The organism is Humibacillus xanthopallidus, from assembly GCF_044793955.1.
GTDB classification, from domain to species: Bacteria; Actinomycetota; Actinomycetes; order Actinomycetales; family Dermatophilaceae; genus Humibacillus; species Humibacillus xanthopallidus_C.
Window position 1 is genome coordinate 3,243,531 of sequence record NZ_CP084995.1, and the last position, 15,770, is coordinate 3,259,300.

At 70.8% G+C, this 15,770-nt stretch carries 18 protein-coding genes; 11 read left to right on the forward strand and 7 right to left on the reverse strand.

The features are described from left to right. The first annotated feature begins 87 nt into the window (after positions 1-87). From LG278_RS14515 to LG278_RS14535, 5 genes are all read left to right on the forward strand, one after another. Complete coding sequence (locus LG278_RS14515) at positions 88-735, forward strand: helix-turn-helix domain-containing protein (RefSeq protein ID WP_404387960.1); 648 nt, start codon at positions 88-90, stop codon at positions 733-735. Beyond that, positions 732-1,454 carry a class I SAM-dependent methyltransferase gene (locus LG278_RS14520; protein WP_404387961.1) on the forward strand — a complete coding sequence of 241 codons (723 nt, stop codon included), beginning with the start codon at positions 732-734 and terminating at the stop codon, positions 1,452-1,454. The genes LG278_RS14515 and LG278_RS14520 overlap by 4 nt, the downstream gene beginning before the upstream one ends. Then, positions 1,451-2,050, forward strand: coding sequence for a hypothetical protein (locus LG278_RS14525; RefSeq protein WP_404387962.1), 600 nt, complete (start codon positions 1,451-1,453; stop codon positions 2,048-2,050). The genes LG278_RS14520 and LG278_RS14525 overlap by 4 nt, the downstream gene beginning before the upstream one ends. A gap of 61 nt (positions 2,051-2,111) precedes the next feature. Continuing rightward, complete coding sequence (locus LG278_RS14530; RefSeq protein WP_404387964.1) at positions 2,112-2,453, forward strand: NUDIX hydrolase; 342 nt, start codon at positions 2,112-2,114, stop codon at positions 2,451-2,453. Between the two features lie 21 nt (positions 2,454-2,474). Continuing rightward, a complete protein-coding gene (locus LG278_RS14535; protein ID WP_404387965.1) occupies positions 2,475-2,921 on the forward strand; it encodes a hypothetical protein in 447 nt (148 codons plus the stop codon). A gap of 64 nt (positions 2,922-2,985) precedes the next feature. Here the strand turns inward: LG278_RS14535 and LG278_RS14540 are convergent, their stop codons facing one another. Then, complete coding sequence (locus LG278_RS14540) at positions 2,986-3,669, reverse strand: GNAT family N-acetyltransferase (protein ID WP_404387966.1); 684 nt, start codon at positions 3,667-3,669, stop codon at positions 2,986-2,988. 143 nt (positions 3,670-3,812) lie between these two features. Here LG278_RS14540 and LG278_RS14545 point away from each other — a divergent pair, with 143 nt between their 5' ends. Together LG278_RS14545 and LG278_RS14550 are read left to right on the forward strand one after the other, a co-directional pair. After that, positions 3,813-4,403, forward strand: a complete 591-nt coding sequence (locus LG278_RS14545; RefSeq protein ID WP_404387967.1) for a GNAT family N-acetyltransferase — start codon at positions 3,813-3,815, stop codon at positions 4,401-4,403. A 90-nt stretch (positions 4,404-4,493) separates the two neighbouring features. Beyond that, positions 4,494-5,105, forward strand: coding sequence for a hypothetical protein (locus LG278_RS14550; RefSeq protein WP_404387968.1), 612 nt, complete (start codon positions 4,494-4,496; stop codon positions 5,103-5,105). Here LG278_RS14550 and LG278_RS14555 read toward each other — a convergent pair. The 3 genes from LG278_RS14555 to LG278_RS14565 all read right to left on the reverse strand — a co-directional run bounded on the left by LG278_RS14555 (position 5,023) and on the right by LG278_RS14565 (position 7,860). Further along, on the reverse strand, positions 5,023-5,814 hold the full coding sequence (locus LG278_RS14555; protein WP_404387969.1) for a hypothetical protein: 792 nt from the start codon (positions 5,812-5,814) through the stop codon (positions 5,023-5,025). The two genes, LG278_RS14550 and LG278_RS14555, sit on opposite strands and share 83 nt — an antisense overlap. A 603-nt stretch (positions 5,815-6,417) precedes the next feature. After that, positions 6,418-7,050 carry a hypothetical protein gene (locus LG278_RS14560; protein WP_404387971.1) on the reverse strand — a complete coding sequence of 211 codons (633 nt, stop codon included), beginning with the start codon at positions 7,048-7,050 and terminating at the stop codon, positions 6,418-6,420. 252 nt (positions 7,051-7,302) lie between these two features. After that, on the reverse strand, positions 7,303-7,860 hold the full coding sequence (locus tag LG278_RS14565; protein WP_404387972.1) for a TetR family transcriptional regulator: 558 nt from the start codon (positions 7,858-7,860) through the stop codon (positions 7,303-7,305). 123 nt (positions 7,861-7,983) lie between these two features. Here LG278_RS14565 and bioB point away from each other — a divergent pair, with 123 nt between their 5' ends. The 4 genes from bioB to bioD are packed head-to-tail and all read left to right on the forward strand — an operon-like array spanning position 7,984 to position 12,302. Then, entirely contained in the window at positions 7,984-9,045 is a 1,062-nt protein-coding gene (bioB, locus tag LG278_RS14570; RefSeq protein ID WP_404387974.1) for a biotin synthase BioB, read from the forward strand. Further along, positions 9,038-10,378 (forward strand): adenosylmethionine--8-amino-7-oxononanoate transaminase, encoded by a 1,341-nt coding sequence (gene bioA / locus LG278_RS14575; protein WP_404387975.1) that lies wholly within the window; start codon positions 9,038-9,040, stop codon positions 10,376-10,378. The genes bioB and bioA overlap by 8 nt, the downstream gene beginning before the upstream one ends. Beyond that, complete coding sequence (locus LG278_RS14580) at positions 10,375-11,538, forward strand: 8-amino-7-oxononanoate synthase (protein WP_404387977.1); 1,164 nt, start codon at positions 10,375-10,377, stop codon at positions 11,536-11,538. Before bioA ends, LG278_RS14580 begins: the two co-directional genes overlap by 4 nt. Continuing rightward, positions 11,535-12,302 carry a dethiobiotin synthase gene (bioD, locus tag LG278_RS14585; RefSeq protein ID WP_404387979.1) on the forward strand — a complete coding sequence of 256 codons (768 nt, stop codon included), beginning with the start codon at positions 11,535-11,537 and terminating at the stop codon, positions 12,300-12,302. The genes LG278_RS14580 and bioD overlap by 4 nt, the downstream gene beginning before the upstream one ends. Here the strand turns inward: bioD and cimA are convergent. The 3 genes from cimA to LG278_RS14600 all read right to left on the reverse strand — a co-directional run bounded on the left by cimA (position 12,281) and on the right by LG278_RS14600 (position 15,767). Beyond that, the gene (cimA, locus tag LG278_RS14590) at positions 12,281-13,861 is read right to left on the reverse strand and encodes a citramalate synthase (protein WP_404387981.1); all 1,581 of its coding nucleotides are present in this window, start codon (positions 13,859-13,861) and stop codon (positions 12,281-12,283) included. The genes bioD and cimA overlap by 22 nt on opposite strands. 385 nt (positions 13,862-14,246) lie before the next feature. Then, a complete protein-coding gene (locus LG278_RS14595; RefSeq protein WP_404387982.1) occupies positions 14,247-14,990 on the reverse strand; it encodes a gamma-glutamyl-gamma-aminobutyrate hydrolase family protein in 744 nt (247 codons plus the stop codon). A gap of 9 nt (positions 14,991-14,999) precedes the next feature. Beyond that, positions 15,000-15,767 (reverse strand): 3-oxoacyl-ACP reductase, encoded by a 768-nt coding sequence (locus LG278_RS14600; RefSeq protein WP_404387984.1) that lies wholly within the window; start codon positions 15,765-15,767, stop codon positions 15,000-15,002. Positions 15,768-15,770: the final 3 nt, after the last annotated feature.

A 15,770-nucleotide genomic window follows, 5' to 3' on the forward strand; every position in this document is an offset into this window, starting at 1 on the left:
CTCAGAACTCGCGCCATGTGCGGATCCGCAAGCTTTCTTGCGCAAGTTTGATTGCGCTTTCGGAACGCGTGCGGCACGGTGGGGGACGTGACGAACGACCCCATGCGCATGTCGCCCACTCGGCTCTCCGACCCCAGAGCGGTCCTCGCGGTCACGCATCCGCTGCGAATGCGACTGCTCGGCGAGCTGGCACGTCGAGGGACCGCTCGGGTCGTGGACTTGGCCACCGTCCTGGGCGAGCCGGCGAACTCCGTGAGCTTCCATCTCAGACAGCTGGCGAAGTACGGGTTGATCGAGGAGAACGCGGATCGGGCCGAGAACGGGCGCGAGCGCTGGTGGCGCATGACATCCGAGCGCGGCTTCGAAGTCGACCTCGACGCGATGGGCCAGCTCGAGGGCGGTGACGCTGCGGTCCGCGTCTTCCGCCGCGTCGCCGAGGGCCACGTGCTCGCGCTACACCGCGCCATCCACGAACCGCCGCACCCAGCCGAGGCCCACGGCGGTCAGCCACGCACGATCAGCGACGACTTCGCGCTGCGGCTGAGCGACACCGAGCTGCAGCAGCTGCGCCTGGAGCTCGCGCAGCTCCTCGACCGCTGGACGGACACCTCCCGCGCCCTGGCCGAGGTGGAAGACGGCCAGGAACGCCATGCCTACTACGGAGTCGTCATGGCCGCCCTCGTCCACGACATCAGCGCCACCACGAACGCACCCCCGAAGGAGCAGCACCCATGACCGACACCAACACCATCTCCCCCGGCTCCCCTGACGCCCCGGACTACGACGACTTTGCGGCCACCTATGCCGCGGCCAACGACACGAGCCTGTTCAACGCCTGGTACACACGACCCGAGATGCTCCGCCTCGCCGGCGACATCACCGGCAAGCGGGTCCTCGACGCGGGCTGCGGCCACGGCCCCCTCATGGTCGCACTGCGCGACCGCGGCGCCCTCGTGGCGGGGTTCGACCTGAGCCCCGCCATGATCGGCATCGCGCAGAGCCGCCTCGGCAGCGACTCCGACGTCCGGGTCGCCGACCTCGCCGAGCGTCTGCCGTACGACGACGACGAGTTCGACGTCGTCACATGCTCGCTCGCCCTGCACTACGTGCAGCACTGGTCATCCGCCCTGGCCGAGCTGCGCCGTGTGCTCAAGCCCGGCGGGCGGCTGGTGGTCTCGATCATCCACCCCTTCGTCTACGCGTTCTGCTACCAGGACCAGGACTACTTCGCCCTGACCCGGTACTCCGAGGACCACGAGCACGACGGCACCACGTTCACCCTCACCTACTGGCACCGACCCCTGCAGGACGTCATCAACGCCTTCGTCGATGCCGGCCTCGTCATCACCAGCGTCACCGAACCTGCCGCCGTCCCCGACACCCCCTCCGAGCTCCTGCCCCTTGAGGGGCACCGCTTCATCTGCTTCCTCTTCTTCGCCCTCGAATCGCCATGACGGCGCTGCCCGTCGTCGACCTCGAGACACTCGACCCTGGTCTGCGGGGCTGGCTGGAAGACCTCGTCACGTCCGGGTCAGTGCTCCTCCGCTCAGAAGGGGAAACCGTCGGCACCCTCACCTACTCCTCCGCGGTCCTTGAGGGCAGCATCCTGTCCGGCCCTGTGACCGACCACGTGGACAGGCCCGACGACCTGCGCGAGGGCACCAAGGTGCTCGCGACGACGATGCGCCTCAGCAGCCGCGCACGCGACCTGCTGCGCCAGTCCTTCGACCCGGACTGGGTCGTCCTGGACCTCCACGACGCCCCGGACACCGCCGATGTCGTCCTCACCTCGGCGCACAGCCCCCAGCTCACCCACCGTTGGACCCTGCTCTTCCCGAACGCGCAGATCATCGTCACCGAGATCTATGACCCAGAACTCGGCCTCGACATCTCCGGCCCAGTAGGCCGCTTGCTCGACGTGGGCGCCCACGCCTACCTACCACCCAGACCGCTGGAGCAGGTCGCCGAGAACGTGCAGGCCTATCTCGAAAGTCGCGCCCTCGGCGCGCTCGGCTCGTCGCCGCCTACGATCCACCAGCTCAACACCTGACATTCGCTCACGATTGGAGCACAACAGCCACGGCCTTCAGCGTCACTCGGCGTGACCATGAGTGGCTCATGATCCGCCACGAGCGCTCGGCGTCACGTCGTGGGAGCTGCCCGGGGGGCACATCGACCCGGCAGAAGCTTACGAAGAGGCGGCGGCCCGCGAGTCGCTGGAGGAGACCGGCGTGCCCATCCACGTCGGCGAATTGTTGGCCGTGTGCGTGCACGAGTGGCGCGAACGACGCCAACGCAAGCTCATCTGCTTCTTCGACGCCGTCGCCCATGCTGGAATCGCACCACGCCTGTCATTGGTCGAGCAGCAGCGTCGTGGCTGGTCCGACGCCCCCATCTCGTACTCCATGGTGCACCAACGCAACCCGCTCGTCATGAGTGAGCGGCCGTCATGATCCCTGTGACAGCATCTGGTCGTGGCCACGAACCTGCCCCAGACGCGCGAGGCCCTTGGCGTGTACCTCCAAGAGATCGGGGTGCAACGGCGCACGTACGACCTGTTCGGCGGTCGTCTTCGCGACAACGAGTGGGTCCTTGACTGTCGCGACGGCAGGTGGATTGTCGTCTTCACCGAGCGTGGCAGCGAATGGGGCGGCAGCTGGTTTGAGGATGAGGCGGATGCCTGCGCGGCGCTACTCGCCGAGGTCACGAAACACGACCACGCGTTCTTCCAGTTGGTCGCCGGGCCAGCGCCCGAGGAGGAAGCCGACCGGGCGTTCGATGACTGGCTGGCCGCACTCAGCATGACGCGGGACGACCTTGGCGCCGACGACTGGAAGTTCGACGACGTCCCTTGGGTGAAGGGCCCGCTCTGGCGCCGCTACTTCGTACGCGGGCTGACTGTTCGACGGCTCCTGGGCTGATCGTCTGATCTGCAGGCTCATGCCGCGCAGCATTCGCGTCGTGGCGGCGACGAGCTTCGGGTAGTCACAAGCCCTCGATCGCCAAGAATCGGCGGAGCGCACCGGCTCCCTGGATCGTGACCGGGCCATCCGGCCGCAGGTAGGTCTGCGGGGTCACAAGGAGCCGCTGCTCATCCACGCCGCACGTCCCTTGAGCAGTCCGTTGCACGATGCGATTGCGACCGTTCTCGACGTAGCCCGTCTTCCGGCTGACCGCGGCCGATGCCTGGTTGCCCACGATGTATCCGGAGCCGCACGAGTGGGCGCCGAGTTCATCGAACGCGAACCCGACCACGAGCTTCCGCATCAGAGTCCCAGTGCCCTGTCCCTGATGGCCCAGCCCCAGCCAAGAGCCCGTCTCGATGTGTCGGGTCTGCGGGAAGTTCGTCGCGTGAACGTCCTGCATCCCGACGAGTACACCCTCGCGGCGGACTGTCAGAGCCATGTGCCAGTCCTCGGGGGCGAACGTGGCTCGCTGGGTCCACCACCAGGCGAGCGAGGCAGTCGGGAAGCCATCAGGGGACCCTGGGGCGAAGGGCTGAGCGTGCCAGTCATTGAGGAAGGGCATCGGGAGACCTGCCGCCTGGACGCCCCCCTGGACGAGCTCGACGAGTTCAGGGATGTCCTCGTCGCCCAGCACACGCATCTCGACGGCGCCTGAGGCGATGCGCAGTCCGAAGGGCGGGAAGATCTCTTCCATCTTGAGCATGCCTCATCCTCTCCGCGCAACGGCCGACGGCCAATCGACTTCTTCTGAATCAGGGAATCCCCCCGACCTTGCCGCGCAACGGTCGTGCCGAGGAAGACCCCAGACCACGAAGATGAACGTGTCGGATCGGGCTATGGTGCGACATGGCCACTGAGTCGTCCTACACCGTCGTGCCTCTCAGCCCCGACACCTGGCCTGCCTTCGAGGCGCTGGTGCAGCGGCACAACGGCATCTTCGGCGGCTGCTGGTGCATCTGGTTCCACCCTGACGGGCCCGAGCGCGGCCAGGGGGCCGAGGCCAACCGAGCGCTCAAGAAGGCCTACGTCGAGAAGGGCCAGGCACACGCCGCGCTCGTCTTGGACGGTGACGAGGCCATCGCATGGGCGGAGTACGGCACCCCCGTCGAGCTGCCGACCCTCCACCACCGCAAGGAGTACGACGCCACCAAGACCGCGGACCCCGACTACCGGATCACGTGCGTCTTCGTCGACAAGCGCCACCGGCGACGCGGCGTGACGGAGCTGGCGATCACCGGTGCGCTCGACCTGATCGCGCAGGCCGGCGGCGGGCGGGTGGAGAGCTATCCGCACGACCTGACCAACCAGACCAAGAAGATGTCGTCGTCGTTCCTCTACAACGGCACGCGTCGCCTCTACGAGAGGCTCGGCTTCACCTACGACCGGCCCAAGGGGCTGAAGAACTGCGTCATGGTCAAGACGGTCGAGCCTGCATGAGACGTGGTCACGACCCAGCCGTGAGCAACGGTGAGGCTCCGCTCAGGCACGCAACGTCGAGGGTCTTGCCGGAGTGCTTCAATGCTGACCGTGACTGACTGGGCAACGCTCGAGCACGCATACGGCAACGCGCAAGACGTCCCCGCACTGCTCGCTGCCGCTGGTCACGCGTCCGACGAAGTCGGAGTCGAGTGGGACGAGCTATGGAGCAGGCTCTGCCACCAAGGGACCGTCTACAGCGCCAGCTACGCCGCGCTCCCCGTGCTGGCGACGATCGCCGGCCGCCATGCCCCCTCCGGCTACGTGGCCGCCCTGCACCTGGCTGCTGCGATCATCGCCTCCGAGGACGGCCCGCAACGCGCGGCGGATGTCCGGCGCGATCATGCCGACGACCTCGCTCAGCTGCGCGATCTGGCCGAGACCAGCCTCGCCCTCGCACGCGACGACATCGAGTTCATCTACGGTCTCCAAGCTCTCGTGTCCTTCGAGGACGGCGGGGTCTGGCAGCGATGCCTCGACCACGTGGCCGATGGCGAGATGCCCATGGGCTGTCCCGCCTGCCGCGAGACGCTCGTGCTCGACCTCTCAGGGGAGAAGCTCGGCGCGGGACCGGCGGACCTCACCAGTCGAGCCCCCAGCGGAACCAGTGCTCGTCACCCAGCAGCACGGTGGGGGCGGACGGGTCACCCAGCCGCTGGATGACGATCCGCGTGCAGTCGTCCTCATGGCCGCGGGCCCACGCGAGCCACCGGCCATCAGGCGAGAACGCGGGCGAGCCGTCGTTGAGTCCGGTGTCGTAGTCACCGGTCGTGTCATCCGTGATCCACTCGATGACCCCGGCTCCCCCGCTGCCTCCTGGCACCGGCGGCGTGATGAGGGCGACGTCCATCTGGAGGACCGGCGTGCCGTCCGGATGGGTGGTGGCGCAGGGCCGGGTGGCACTGAAGGCAATGCGCACGCCGTCCGGCGACCAGTCCGGACCGGAGGGCCACACCACCCCGGGCGCCACATCGGTGAACGACGTCACCGTCAGTGGCGCGCCACCAGCGAGCGCGGCAGTGACGGTGGCGGCGGGCGCCACGACCAGCTGAGCCGCCGACCACCCGCCGGTGACGGGGTCCTCTCGCTGGAACGTGGCGGCCAGTCCCCCGGCGGCGTGCCATGCAGGCTCGCCCAGATGCTCGCCCGCAGCCACCGCCGTCAACGGTCGGGCGATGCCGCTCGCCACGTCGACGGCCACGAGCTCGTGGCGGTTGCCCGTGCCGTCCGGTTCCGACCGACCCACGACACAGACGACCGTGGCAGCGTCGACCCAGATCGGGGTCGACCCCTCCACGGGTAGGTCGCCGACCGGCGTCCCGGTGGCAGAGAGCACGGGCAGGTGCGTGGGAGCGATCGCGTCGCTGCTCATGAATACGATCCGGCTGCGGTCCGGAGACCAGGACGCATCCCGGTCGGAGATGAAGGGCACGCCCGACGACTGGTCGGTGAGTCGCCGCACGGTCCCGGTCGCCACGTCGACCCCGAAGATGTCCTCCTGCGATGTCGGCTCCGTGCCGTCGATCGTCCACGCGAAGAAGAGGATCTCCCCCGCCGGGCCGTCCCCATGGCCGGGCTTGGGCTTGGGCTTGGGCCCGTGCCCCTGCCCGGGCCCGTGACTGTGCCCGGGGCCGTGCCCCGGCCCAAGCCCGTGTCCCGGCTTGGGTCCTTGGCCCTCACCAGGCCTCCGTCGGGCGCCGTGGCCTCGCCCCGGTGGTGTCGGGCTGTGAGCTGGGTGACCGGGCGGCCGCCACCCCGACGGACCGACGCCGCTGAGCGGCCCCCTCGTGCGATCGGTGGTCATGGCGATCCCCTCCTCGGCTCGGCCCTTCCACCATGACACCGGCCGAGCCGGAGCGTGCGGAGACGGGGCAAACCGGACGCACGTCACACGCTGTCGTTCCCTCGACGAGCCCCGCGACAAGCACGACGGGCACGACGGGCACGACGGGCACGATGGCCGGCGCAGGCTGGCCTACGGTGTCGTGCGACCCGCCCCATCCGCACCGCGCGCTCTCCCCAGAGCCACGAAGGCCGGCCCGCCCCTCACCACGTCGTCGAGCAGCCGGCTGAGGGGCGATGGCAACGCCTGCGGGTCGAGCGCGGCGGCCAGCGCTGCCGCCATCACCTCCTTGCGGCCGGACGCGACGCCGGCGAAGCGGCGGGCCTGGTCGTGGAACTCTCGCGCGGCCCAGGCCGGTTGGCGGGTGAAGGTCGCGAAGCGCCCACTCAGCCCGAGACCGTCGAAGACCTGGCGGACGCCGTCAGGTCCGAGCGCCCGCAGGAGCTCGTCCTCGAGGTCCCGGTCGCAGATCTGGAAGCCCCATCGCGGCAGCTCCTCGACCGACGAGACGTCACAGTCCAGCTCTCGCAGGGCGCGCACGAAGAAGCTGCCCTCCTTGATGTCGCACATGCCCAGCACCCGGGGCTTCGTCGGCGCCCGGGCTGCGTCGACCAGGTGACGGCGCACGTTGGTCGCCCCGCCCATGTCGATGAGCCGCACGCCGGCATCGTCGAGCGCCAGACCGGCCCGCTCCGACGCGGCCTGCAGGGCCGCCACGTCACTGGCGCCCTCGAGCAGCACCAACGTGAATGGCTCAGCCAGCACTGCTCGAGCCCTCGACGTCAGCGGAGTCCGCCGGAGGCGGCGTGGTCGTTCTCAGCGGCATCGCTCCACTCTGCCACCGACGTCGTGGTCCGCGATGTATCAGCGCCCCGCCGCGCACCTCTGAGGGATGTCGGCGAAGGTTCAGGCACGCGCGTCGACATCTCACCCCGCAGGGGGGTGGTGCTGGGCGGGGCCTGAGCCGCCCAGCACTTCGCCTGCCCGGCGCACCCGGGCACAGCCAAGCAGGCAACCTCAGGCGTATGCCGTGAGGCCCCGCACGATGACGCCCATCCCGATCTCGAAGGCCTTGGTCTCCCCCACCGCGTCGGGCGCGGGCAGCTCAGGGTCGACGGCAGCGGCCAACGCCCGATCCTGTTGTGCGGCAACGGATCCGAGGATGTGGTGCACCACGAGGGCCGCCACGTGGTCACGCTCACCGAGCGGCACGCCAGCCGCACCGACGAGGCGGGCCACGTCACGCAGCGGGCGGGCGGCAGCTGGCTCCACGGCATACGCCAGCGCGACGACATCGGCCCCGTCGGGCACCGGGGCGACCGCCTCGCGGATCGCGAGAGCCAGCGCGGCCAGTCCCTCCGCAGGCGGGCGGTCACGCGGCGCCTCGGGCACCTCGGCGAGCAGCACGTCGGCGACCTCGACGAGCAGCTCCTGCTTGTTGGCGACGTGCCAGTAGAGAGCGCCGGGCGCCACCCCGAGCTCGCGGGCGAGTCGCCGCATCGAGAGGTCGCCGAGGCCGTAGCGGCGCAGCAGCTCGACCGCTGTCGCGACGACCTGCTCCCTGCTGAGTGCCACCGCATCCCTGTCTCGTGAGAGCGGGCCCACATCGGACCCGCGTTGACAGCCGACCCTAGCGACTCGGCATACTGAACACCGTTCAAGTTGAACACCGTTCAATGACGTGCGCAAGGAGCCCGGATGACCCGCTTCGACGACCTCGCCGACGCCGTGCTGGCAGGAGGGGTGGCCACCGCCGACGACGCCCTCGACGTCCTCCGCGCCACCGACGACGAGCTGCTCGCTCTCGTGACAGCGGCAGCACGCCTGCGGCGCAAGCACTTCGGCAACACGGTCAAGGTCAACTACCTCGTCAACCTCAAGTCGGGTCTCTGCCCCGAGGACTGTCACTACTGCTCGCAGCGGCTCGGCTCGCAGGCAGACATCCTCAAGTACACCTGGCTGGGAGCCGACGAGGCGGTCGAGCAGGCCACGGCCGGGCTGCGCGGCGGCGCCAGCCGCATCTGCATGGTCTCGAGCGGGCGCGGGCCCACCGACCGCGACGTCGAGCGGGTGGCCGGCATGGTCGGCGCGCTGAAGTCGGAGCATCCCGACGTCGAGGTGTGCGCGTGCCTCGGCCTGCTCAAGGACGGCCAGGCCGAGCGGCTGCGCGCGGCCGGTGTCGACGCCTACAACCACAACATCAACACCGCCGAGTCGCACCACGACGACATCGTCACGAGCCACACCTACGCCGACCGCGTCGACACCGTCAACCGCGCCAAGGAGGCCGGCCTCTCGCCGTGCTCCGGACTCATCGCGGGCCTTGGCGAGAGCGACGAGCAGCTCGTCGAGGCCCTCGTCGCCCTGCGTGACCTCGGCTCCGACTCGATCCCCGTCAACTTCCTCATGCCCTTCGACGGCACTCCCCTCGAGGGCACGTGGGAGCTCACTCCCGGGCGATGTCTCCGCATCCTCGCCGCCGCGCGATTCGTCTGCCCTGACAAGGAGATTCGCATCGCCGGTGGCCGCGAGATGCACCTTCGCTCGCTGCAGGGACTGGCGCTGCACGTCGCCAACTCCCTCTTCCTCGGCGACTACCTCACCTCGGAGGGGCAGGCTGCTGAGGCCGACCTCGAGCTCATCCGCGACAACGGCTTCGTCGTGCTCGGGGCCGAGACCGCGCCGGCTGAGGCCGCCGACTCCCACGACCCGTCCAAGCGTCGGCGCGGGGCCGGCACCGACGTGCCGGCCAATGCCTGAGCGCTCGGCCTCGTCGCTCGCGAGCCGCGACCGCGGGCTCGTGTGGCACCCCTACGCCCCGCTCGACGGCCCGACGCCGTATGCCGTCCGCTCGGCCTCCGGGGTGACGCTGGAGCTCTGCGCCCCCGACGGTGGGCTCTACACGGCGACCGACGCGATGGCCTCCTGGTGGTGCGCCATCCACGGCTACCGCAACCCCCGCCTCGACGCGGCAGCGCACGAGCAGATCGACCGCTTCAGCCACGTCATGTTCGGCGGCCTGACCCACGAGCCCGCCGTGGCGCTCGCCGAGCGCCTGACGGCGATCGCGCCCGGGCCGATGGCGCACGTCTTCTTCGCGGACTCCGGCTCGGTGTCGGTCGAGGTCGCGCTCAAGCTCGCCCTGCAGTTCCAGGCCGCCGTCGGTCGCCCGGGGAGACAGCGCTTCCTGACGGTCCGGGGGGGCTATCACGGTGACACCTTCGCGGCGATGAGCGTGTGCGACCCCGTCGACGGCCTGCACTCCGCGTTTCCCGGCGTGCTGGCCCGCCAGGTCTTCGCCCCGCGACCGCCGGCGGCTCGCCTCGTCGTCGCCGATACCGACGAGGAGCGCTGGGAGACAGACGAGTCCGCGTTGGCAGTGTGGACGGATGAGGTGCGTTCGCTCGCCGCCCAGCACGAGGGCGAGCTGGCGGCTGTCGTCGTCGAGCCCGTGCTCCAGGGCGCCGGGGGGATGTACGTCTACCACCCCGACTGCCTCCGCGTGCTGCGTGACGTCGCCGACGAGCACGGCCTGCTGCTCGTCGTCGACGAGATCGCGACCGGCTTCGGCCGCACCGGCAGGCTCTTCGCCTCGGAGTGGGCCGGGGTCGCCCCTGACATCCTCTGTGTCGGCAAGGCCCTGACCGGCGGATACCTCACCCTCGCAGCCGTGCTCGCGACATCGCGGGTCGGTGACGCGATCACCGCCTCCGCCCACCGAGCGCTGCTCCACGGCCCGACCTTCATGGCCAACCCGCTGGCCTGCGCCGTCGCCAACGCCTCCCTTGAGCTCGTCGAGTCGAGCTGGAAGGACGACGTGCCGCGCGTCGCGAGGCTGCTCCACGAGCACCTGTCCCCCGCCCGCGGTCTGCCCGGTGTGCACGACGTGCGCACCCTCGGCGCGGTGGGCGTCGTGCAGCTCGACGGTCCGGTGGACGTGGCGCGCGTGACCCGGGCGGCACTGGAGCGCGGCGTCTGGGTGCGCCCCTTCCGTGACCTCGTCTACACGATGCCGCCCTACGTGTGCACCGACGATGACGTGCGCCGCATCGCGGCCGGCATCGTCGGGGCGGTCGAGGAGGTGCACTCGTGATCACCGGCGCGTGGGAGGCCTGGCTCGCCGAGCGCGCCGACCTGCGGAGAGTCCGCGGCACCGTGCGCTCCGACCCGGTGCTGCGCGGCGAGGCTCGCCCCCGTGGGGGTGCAGAGGTGCTCGACCTGGCCTCCAACGACTACCTCGGCCTGTCGCAGGACGAGCAGGTCGTCGCCGCCGCCCATGAGGCCCTCGACCGCTACGGCGCGTCCGCGACGGCCAGCCGGCTCGTCACCGGCACCCTGCCCGTGCACCGCGAGCTCGAGGCCTCCCTCTGCCGGCTGACCGGCCAGCCGGGCGCGCTCGCCTTCTCGACGGGGTATGCCGCCAACCTCGGCGCGCTGACGGCGCTCAGTGGGCGCGGGGCGGAGATCCTCCTCGACGCCCATGCCCACGCCTCGCTGCACGACGCGGCACGCATGTCGCGGGTGCCGCACGCCACCTTCGCCCACTCCGACCCGGCCGACCTCGACCGCGAGCTCTCACGACGCGCAGGCTCACGTGTCCTCGTCGCGGTGGAGTCGATCTACTCCGTGCTCGGTGACGCCGCGCCGCTGCCAGACCTCGTGGCGGTGTGCGCCCGTCACGACGCCCTGCTCGTCGTCGACGAGGCCCACGGCATCGGGGTCGCGGGGCAGGGGCGGGGCCTCGTGGCCGAGCTCGGACTCGTCGACGCCCCCAACCTCGTCGTGACGATGACGCTCAGCAAGTCGCTCGGCTCCCAGGGCGGAGCCGTGCTCGCCCCACCCACGGTGCGCGAGCACCTCGTCAACACGGCCCGCAGCTTCATCTTCGACACCGGGCTCGCTCCCGCCGCGGCGGCCGCTGCACGTGCCGCCGCCGACATCGTCGCGGCCGACCCTCGCCTGGCCGCCCGCGTGCGCGCGCACGCCCAGGCCATCGCTGCGACGCTCGCCATCGATCCCGCCGCTGGGGCCGTCCAGTCGCTCCCGATGGCCTCGCCCGAGGCTGCGGTCGCGGCGTGCCTCGACCTGCGGCGGCACGGTGTGCTCGTGGGTTGCTTCCGGCCTCCGAGCGTGCCCGACGGCATCTCGCGGCTGCGGGTGACGGCGCGAGCCGACCTCGCCCCCGCCGACGTGGCCGCTGCCGCGCAGCTCATCGCCGACGTCGCCGCCGATCACCGGGGGGCCGCGGCGTGACGGGCGGCCCGTCCACGCCTCCTGTCATCGCGCCCTCCGTCGTCGCGCTGGGTGGCCTGCCTCGGGTCATCGTCGTGACCGGCACCGACACCGACGTCGGCAAGACGGTGGTGACGGCGGCCGTGTGCGCGACGGTGCGGGCAGCGGGGCTGGGCGTGACAGCATACAAACCCACCCAGACGGGAGTCGGCCCCCACGAAGCAGGCGACATGGCCGAGGTGGCTCGCCTGACGGGCATCGCGACGCACGAGGGCGTGCGGCTGCTGGCGCCGATGGCGCCGCGACCCGCCGCCAGGCTCGAGGACGCCGCGCTGCCCACGCTCAATGAGCACCTGGCCACGATCCACGCGCTCGCTCGCGACCACGACCATGTCGTCGTCGAGGGCGCAGGCGGCCTCCTCGTCGAGCTGACCGGCGCGCGCGCCACACTCGCCGACCTCGCCCGGATGACCGACGACTGCGGGGTCATCGTCGTTGCGCGGAGCGGGCTGGGCACCCTCAACCACACGATGCTCACCCGAGAAGCCTTGTGGCGCAGGGGCATCCGTCAGCTCGGTGTCGTCATCGGTGCCTGGCCGAGCGAACCCACGGTCGTCGAGACGACCAACCGTGACCACCTCTCCGAGCTGCCCGAAGGGCTGCTCGGGGCCGTCCCCAGCGGGGCTCCGCGCCTCGAGCCAGCGGCCTTCTGCACCGCCGCGCCCGTCTGGCTGCCCGGGCTCTGGCAGCGAGCCCGCCCGGCTCAGCGGCGCGACACTCCCTGACGGAGCAAGCCGTAGACGATGCCGTCGGTGAGGGCGCGCCACGACGCGGCGAGGATCGAGCCCGCCACCCCAATGGTGTCCCACGACGTCTCACCGTCCGAGGTCTCGATGAGCACCCGGGTCACGGCGTCGGTGCCGTGCGACGCGTCGAGGATGCGCACGCGGAAGTCGATGAGCTCGATCTTCTCGATCTCGGGGTAGGCGCGGGTCAGCGCCTCGCGCAGCGCGTGGTCGAGGGCGTTGACCGGGCCGTTGCCCTCACCCGTGGCGATGAGCCGGGCGCCCCCGGCGTGCAGCTTGACCGTCGCCTCCGACGCCGCATCGCGCTCGCCGCTCGAGTCCGTGATGACCCGCCACGACTCGACATCGAAGAAGTCGGTGCACCCCGGCTCGAGCGCCTCACGGAGCATCAGCTCGACGGTGGCGTCGGCGGCGTCGAAGGTCCAGCCGCGCAGCTCGAGGTCCTTGACCTCGGCGAGCACGGCGGCCACCACCTCGGGTCGGTCGGAGAGGTCGAGACCCGCCTCGCGCGCCTTGAGCTCGATGCTCGCCCGCCCCGCCATGTCGCTGACGAGCGTGCGCATCCCGTTGCCGACGCGGGAGGGGTCCATGTGCTGGTAGAGGTCGGGGTCGACCTTGAGCGCGCTCGCGTGCAGGCCGGCCTTGTGCGCGAAGGCGCTCGCCCCCACGTAGGGCTGACGGCTGTAGGCCGGGACGTTGGTGACCTCGCTGATCGCGTGCGCGATGTGCATCGCCCGTGTGAAGGCGTCGGGCGCCATCACGTCGTGGCCGAGCTTGAACTGCAGGTTGGCTGCCACGGTCACGAGGTCGGCGTTGCCGGTGCGCTCGCCGTAGCCGTTGACGGTGCCCTGCACGTGGGTGGCCCCGGCCCGCACGGCGGCGACGGAGTTGGCGGCGGCGCAGCCGGTGTCGTTGTGGCAGTGTGCGCCCACCCGGGCCCCGGTGGAGCCGAGGACGTCGGCGACGACCTCCTCGACCTGGTGCGGGAGCATGCCGCCGTTGGTGTCGCAGAGCACGACGACCTCGGCCCCCGCCTCGTGCGCGGTGCGCACGACGGACAATGCGTAGTCGCGGTCGAGGTGCCAGCCGTCGAAGAAGTGCTCGCAGTCGAGGAAGACCCGGCGGCCCTCCGCCACCAGGTGGCTCACCGTGTCGCGCACCATGGCGAGGTTCTCGTCCAGGGTCGTGCGCAGTGCCCGCTCGACGTGCCCGGTGTGCGACTTGGCGACGAGGCACACCACCGAGGCGCCCGAGTCGAGCAGGGCCTGCACGAGCGGGTCGCTCGAGGCGGAGCCGCCGGCCCGGCGAGTCGCGCCGAAGGCCGCGAGCGTCGCGTTCCTCAGGTCCAGCTCGGTCTGGGCGCGCTCGAAGAACTCCGTGTCCTTGGGGTTCGCGCCCGGCCAGCCCCCCTCGATGAAGTCGACCCCGAGGTCGTCGAGCAGCCCGGCAATGGCCAGCTTGTCCGACACCGAGAGGTTGAGACCCTCTTGCTGGGCACCATCGCGCAGGGTGGTGTCGTAGACGTGCAGCGCTTCCATGACCTTCAGTGTCCTCGATCTCGGGGGTCGCGGTCGACCGCCGTCGTGGCGGTCGACCCGGCGAGTGAGTCCATGCCCCTGCTCCTTGTCCGTATGCCGTCTGGCTTCGTGGGCCTCGCGACGTCTCCTTCGGGGGTCACCTCGGGAAACAAAAAGACCCCCCAAGGTTTGGGAGGTCTGCGCGACGAGGGTTGCTCGTCGCGCTATTCGATAATGAGCGTGCCGGTCGGCACGGGGCGTGTCATCACAGGCTCACGGTACGGCGCGCGAAACCTCCGCGAAACATGCCGTCCGGATCGTGGGACCGCCGTCCCACAATCGCGGCCCCCATCCCCGATGCCACTCCCGATTCGAGGTGATCCTGACACCCACGTGGGGACCGCGATCACCTCGACCCGGAGGACCGGGCGGACCCGGGAGACCTCGACGCGGCGGCCGCGATCAGGGCCTCGAAGAGACGGGGGTCGGTGCCCACCTCGGGGTGCCACTGCACGGCGAGCCGGAAGTGCGCGTCGGGCACCTCCATGGCCTCGAGCGTGCCGTCGTCGGCCCATGCCGAGGCGACGTAGCCGGGGTGGGTCAGCACCGACTGGTGGTGGTAGCTCGGCACGTCGACCTCCTCGCCGAGGATCTGCGCCACCCGCGTCCCCGCCACCGTGTGCACCGGGTGGTTGCCGTAGACCGTGGGCGCGGGCGAGTGCTCGTCATGGCCGACCCGGTCGGGCACGTGCTGCTCGAGCTGGCCACCGGCCTCGACCGCCATGACCTGCATGCCCCGGCAGATGCCGAGCAGGGGCAGGTCGAGCTCGGCCGAGACGCGGACGATCGCGAGCTCCGTCGTGTCGCGGTCGGGTCGCGACACCTGCACCGCCGGGTGGCGCTCGTCGGCATAGAGCTCAGGCGCAACGTCGACCCCGCCCGCGAGCACGACGCCGTCGAGGCGCTCGAGCAGCGCGCGTGCGGTCTCGTCGTCGGCGTCGATGCGGGGCGGGATGACGAGCGCAACCGCACCGGCGTCCTCGACCTGTCGGACGTAGCGGTGCGGCACGAGCGCCCCCGGCACGTCGACCCAGCGCCCCCACGACGCCCGCTCGACGTAGGCCGTGATGCCGATGACCGGCCGGTTCATGACCAGACCTCAGAGCGGGGTGACGTAGGCACCGGAGATGCCGCCGTCGACGAGGAAGGTGGAGGCGGTGATGAAGCTCGACTCGGCGGAGGCGAGGAAGAGCACGGCGTTCGCGATCTCCTCCGGCTCGGCGAACCTGCCCATCGGCACGTGGACGAGCCGGCGCGCGGCACGCTCCTCGTCCGCCGCGAAGAGCTCCTGCAGCAGCGGCGTGTTGACAGGGCCGGGGCAGAGCGCATTGACCCGCACCCCCTGGCGCGCGAACTGCACACCGAGCTCGCGTGACATCGACAGCACGCCACCCTTGCTCGCGCTGTAGGAGATCTGCGACGTCGCCGCGCCCATGACGGCGACGAACGACGCCGTGTTGATGATCGAGCCCTTGCCCTGCTCGAGCATGTAGGGCAGCGCCGCCTTGCAGCAGAGGTAGACCGAGGTGAGGTTGACCTCCTGCACCCGTCGCCACGCGTCGAGGTCGGTGTCGAGGATGGAGTCGTCCTCCGGCGGGCTGATGCCGGCGTTGTTGAAGGCGATGTCGACCGACCCGTGCGTCTGCTTCGCCGTGGCGAAGAGGGCGTCGACGTCCTCCTTGCTCGCCACGTCGACGCGCACGAAGGTGGCGCCGACCTCAGCCGCGATGCGGGGGCCGGCCTCCTCGTCGAGGTCGCCGATGACCACCGTGGCGCCCTCCTGCGCAAACCGCCGCACCGTCGCCAGGCCGATGCCGGAGCACCCCCCGGTGACCACCGCCACCAAACCGTCGAGCCTGCCTGCCATGGG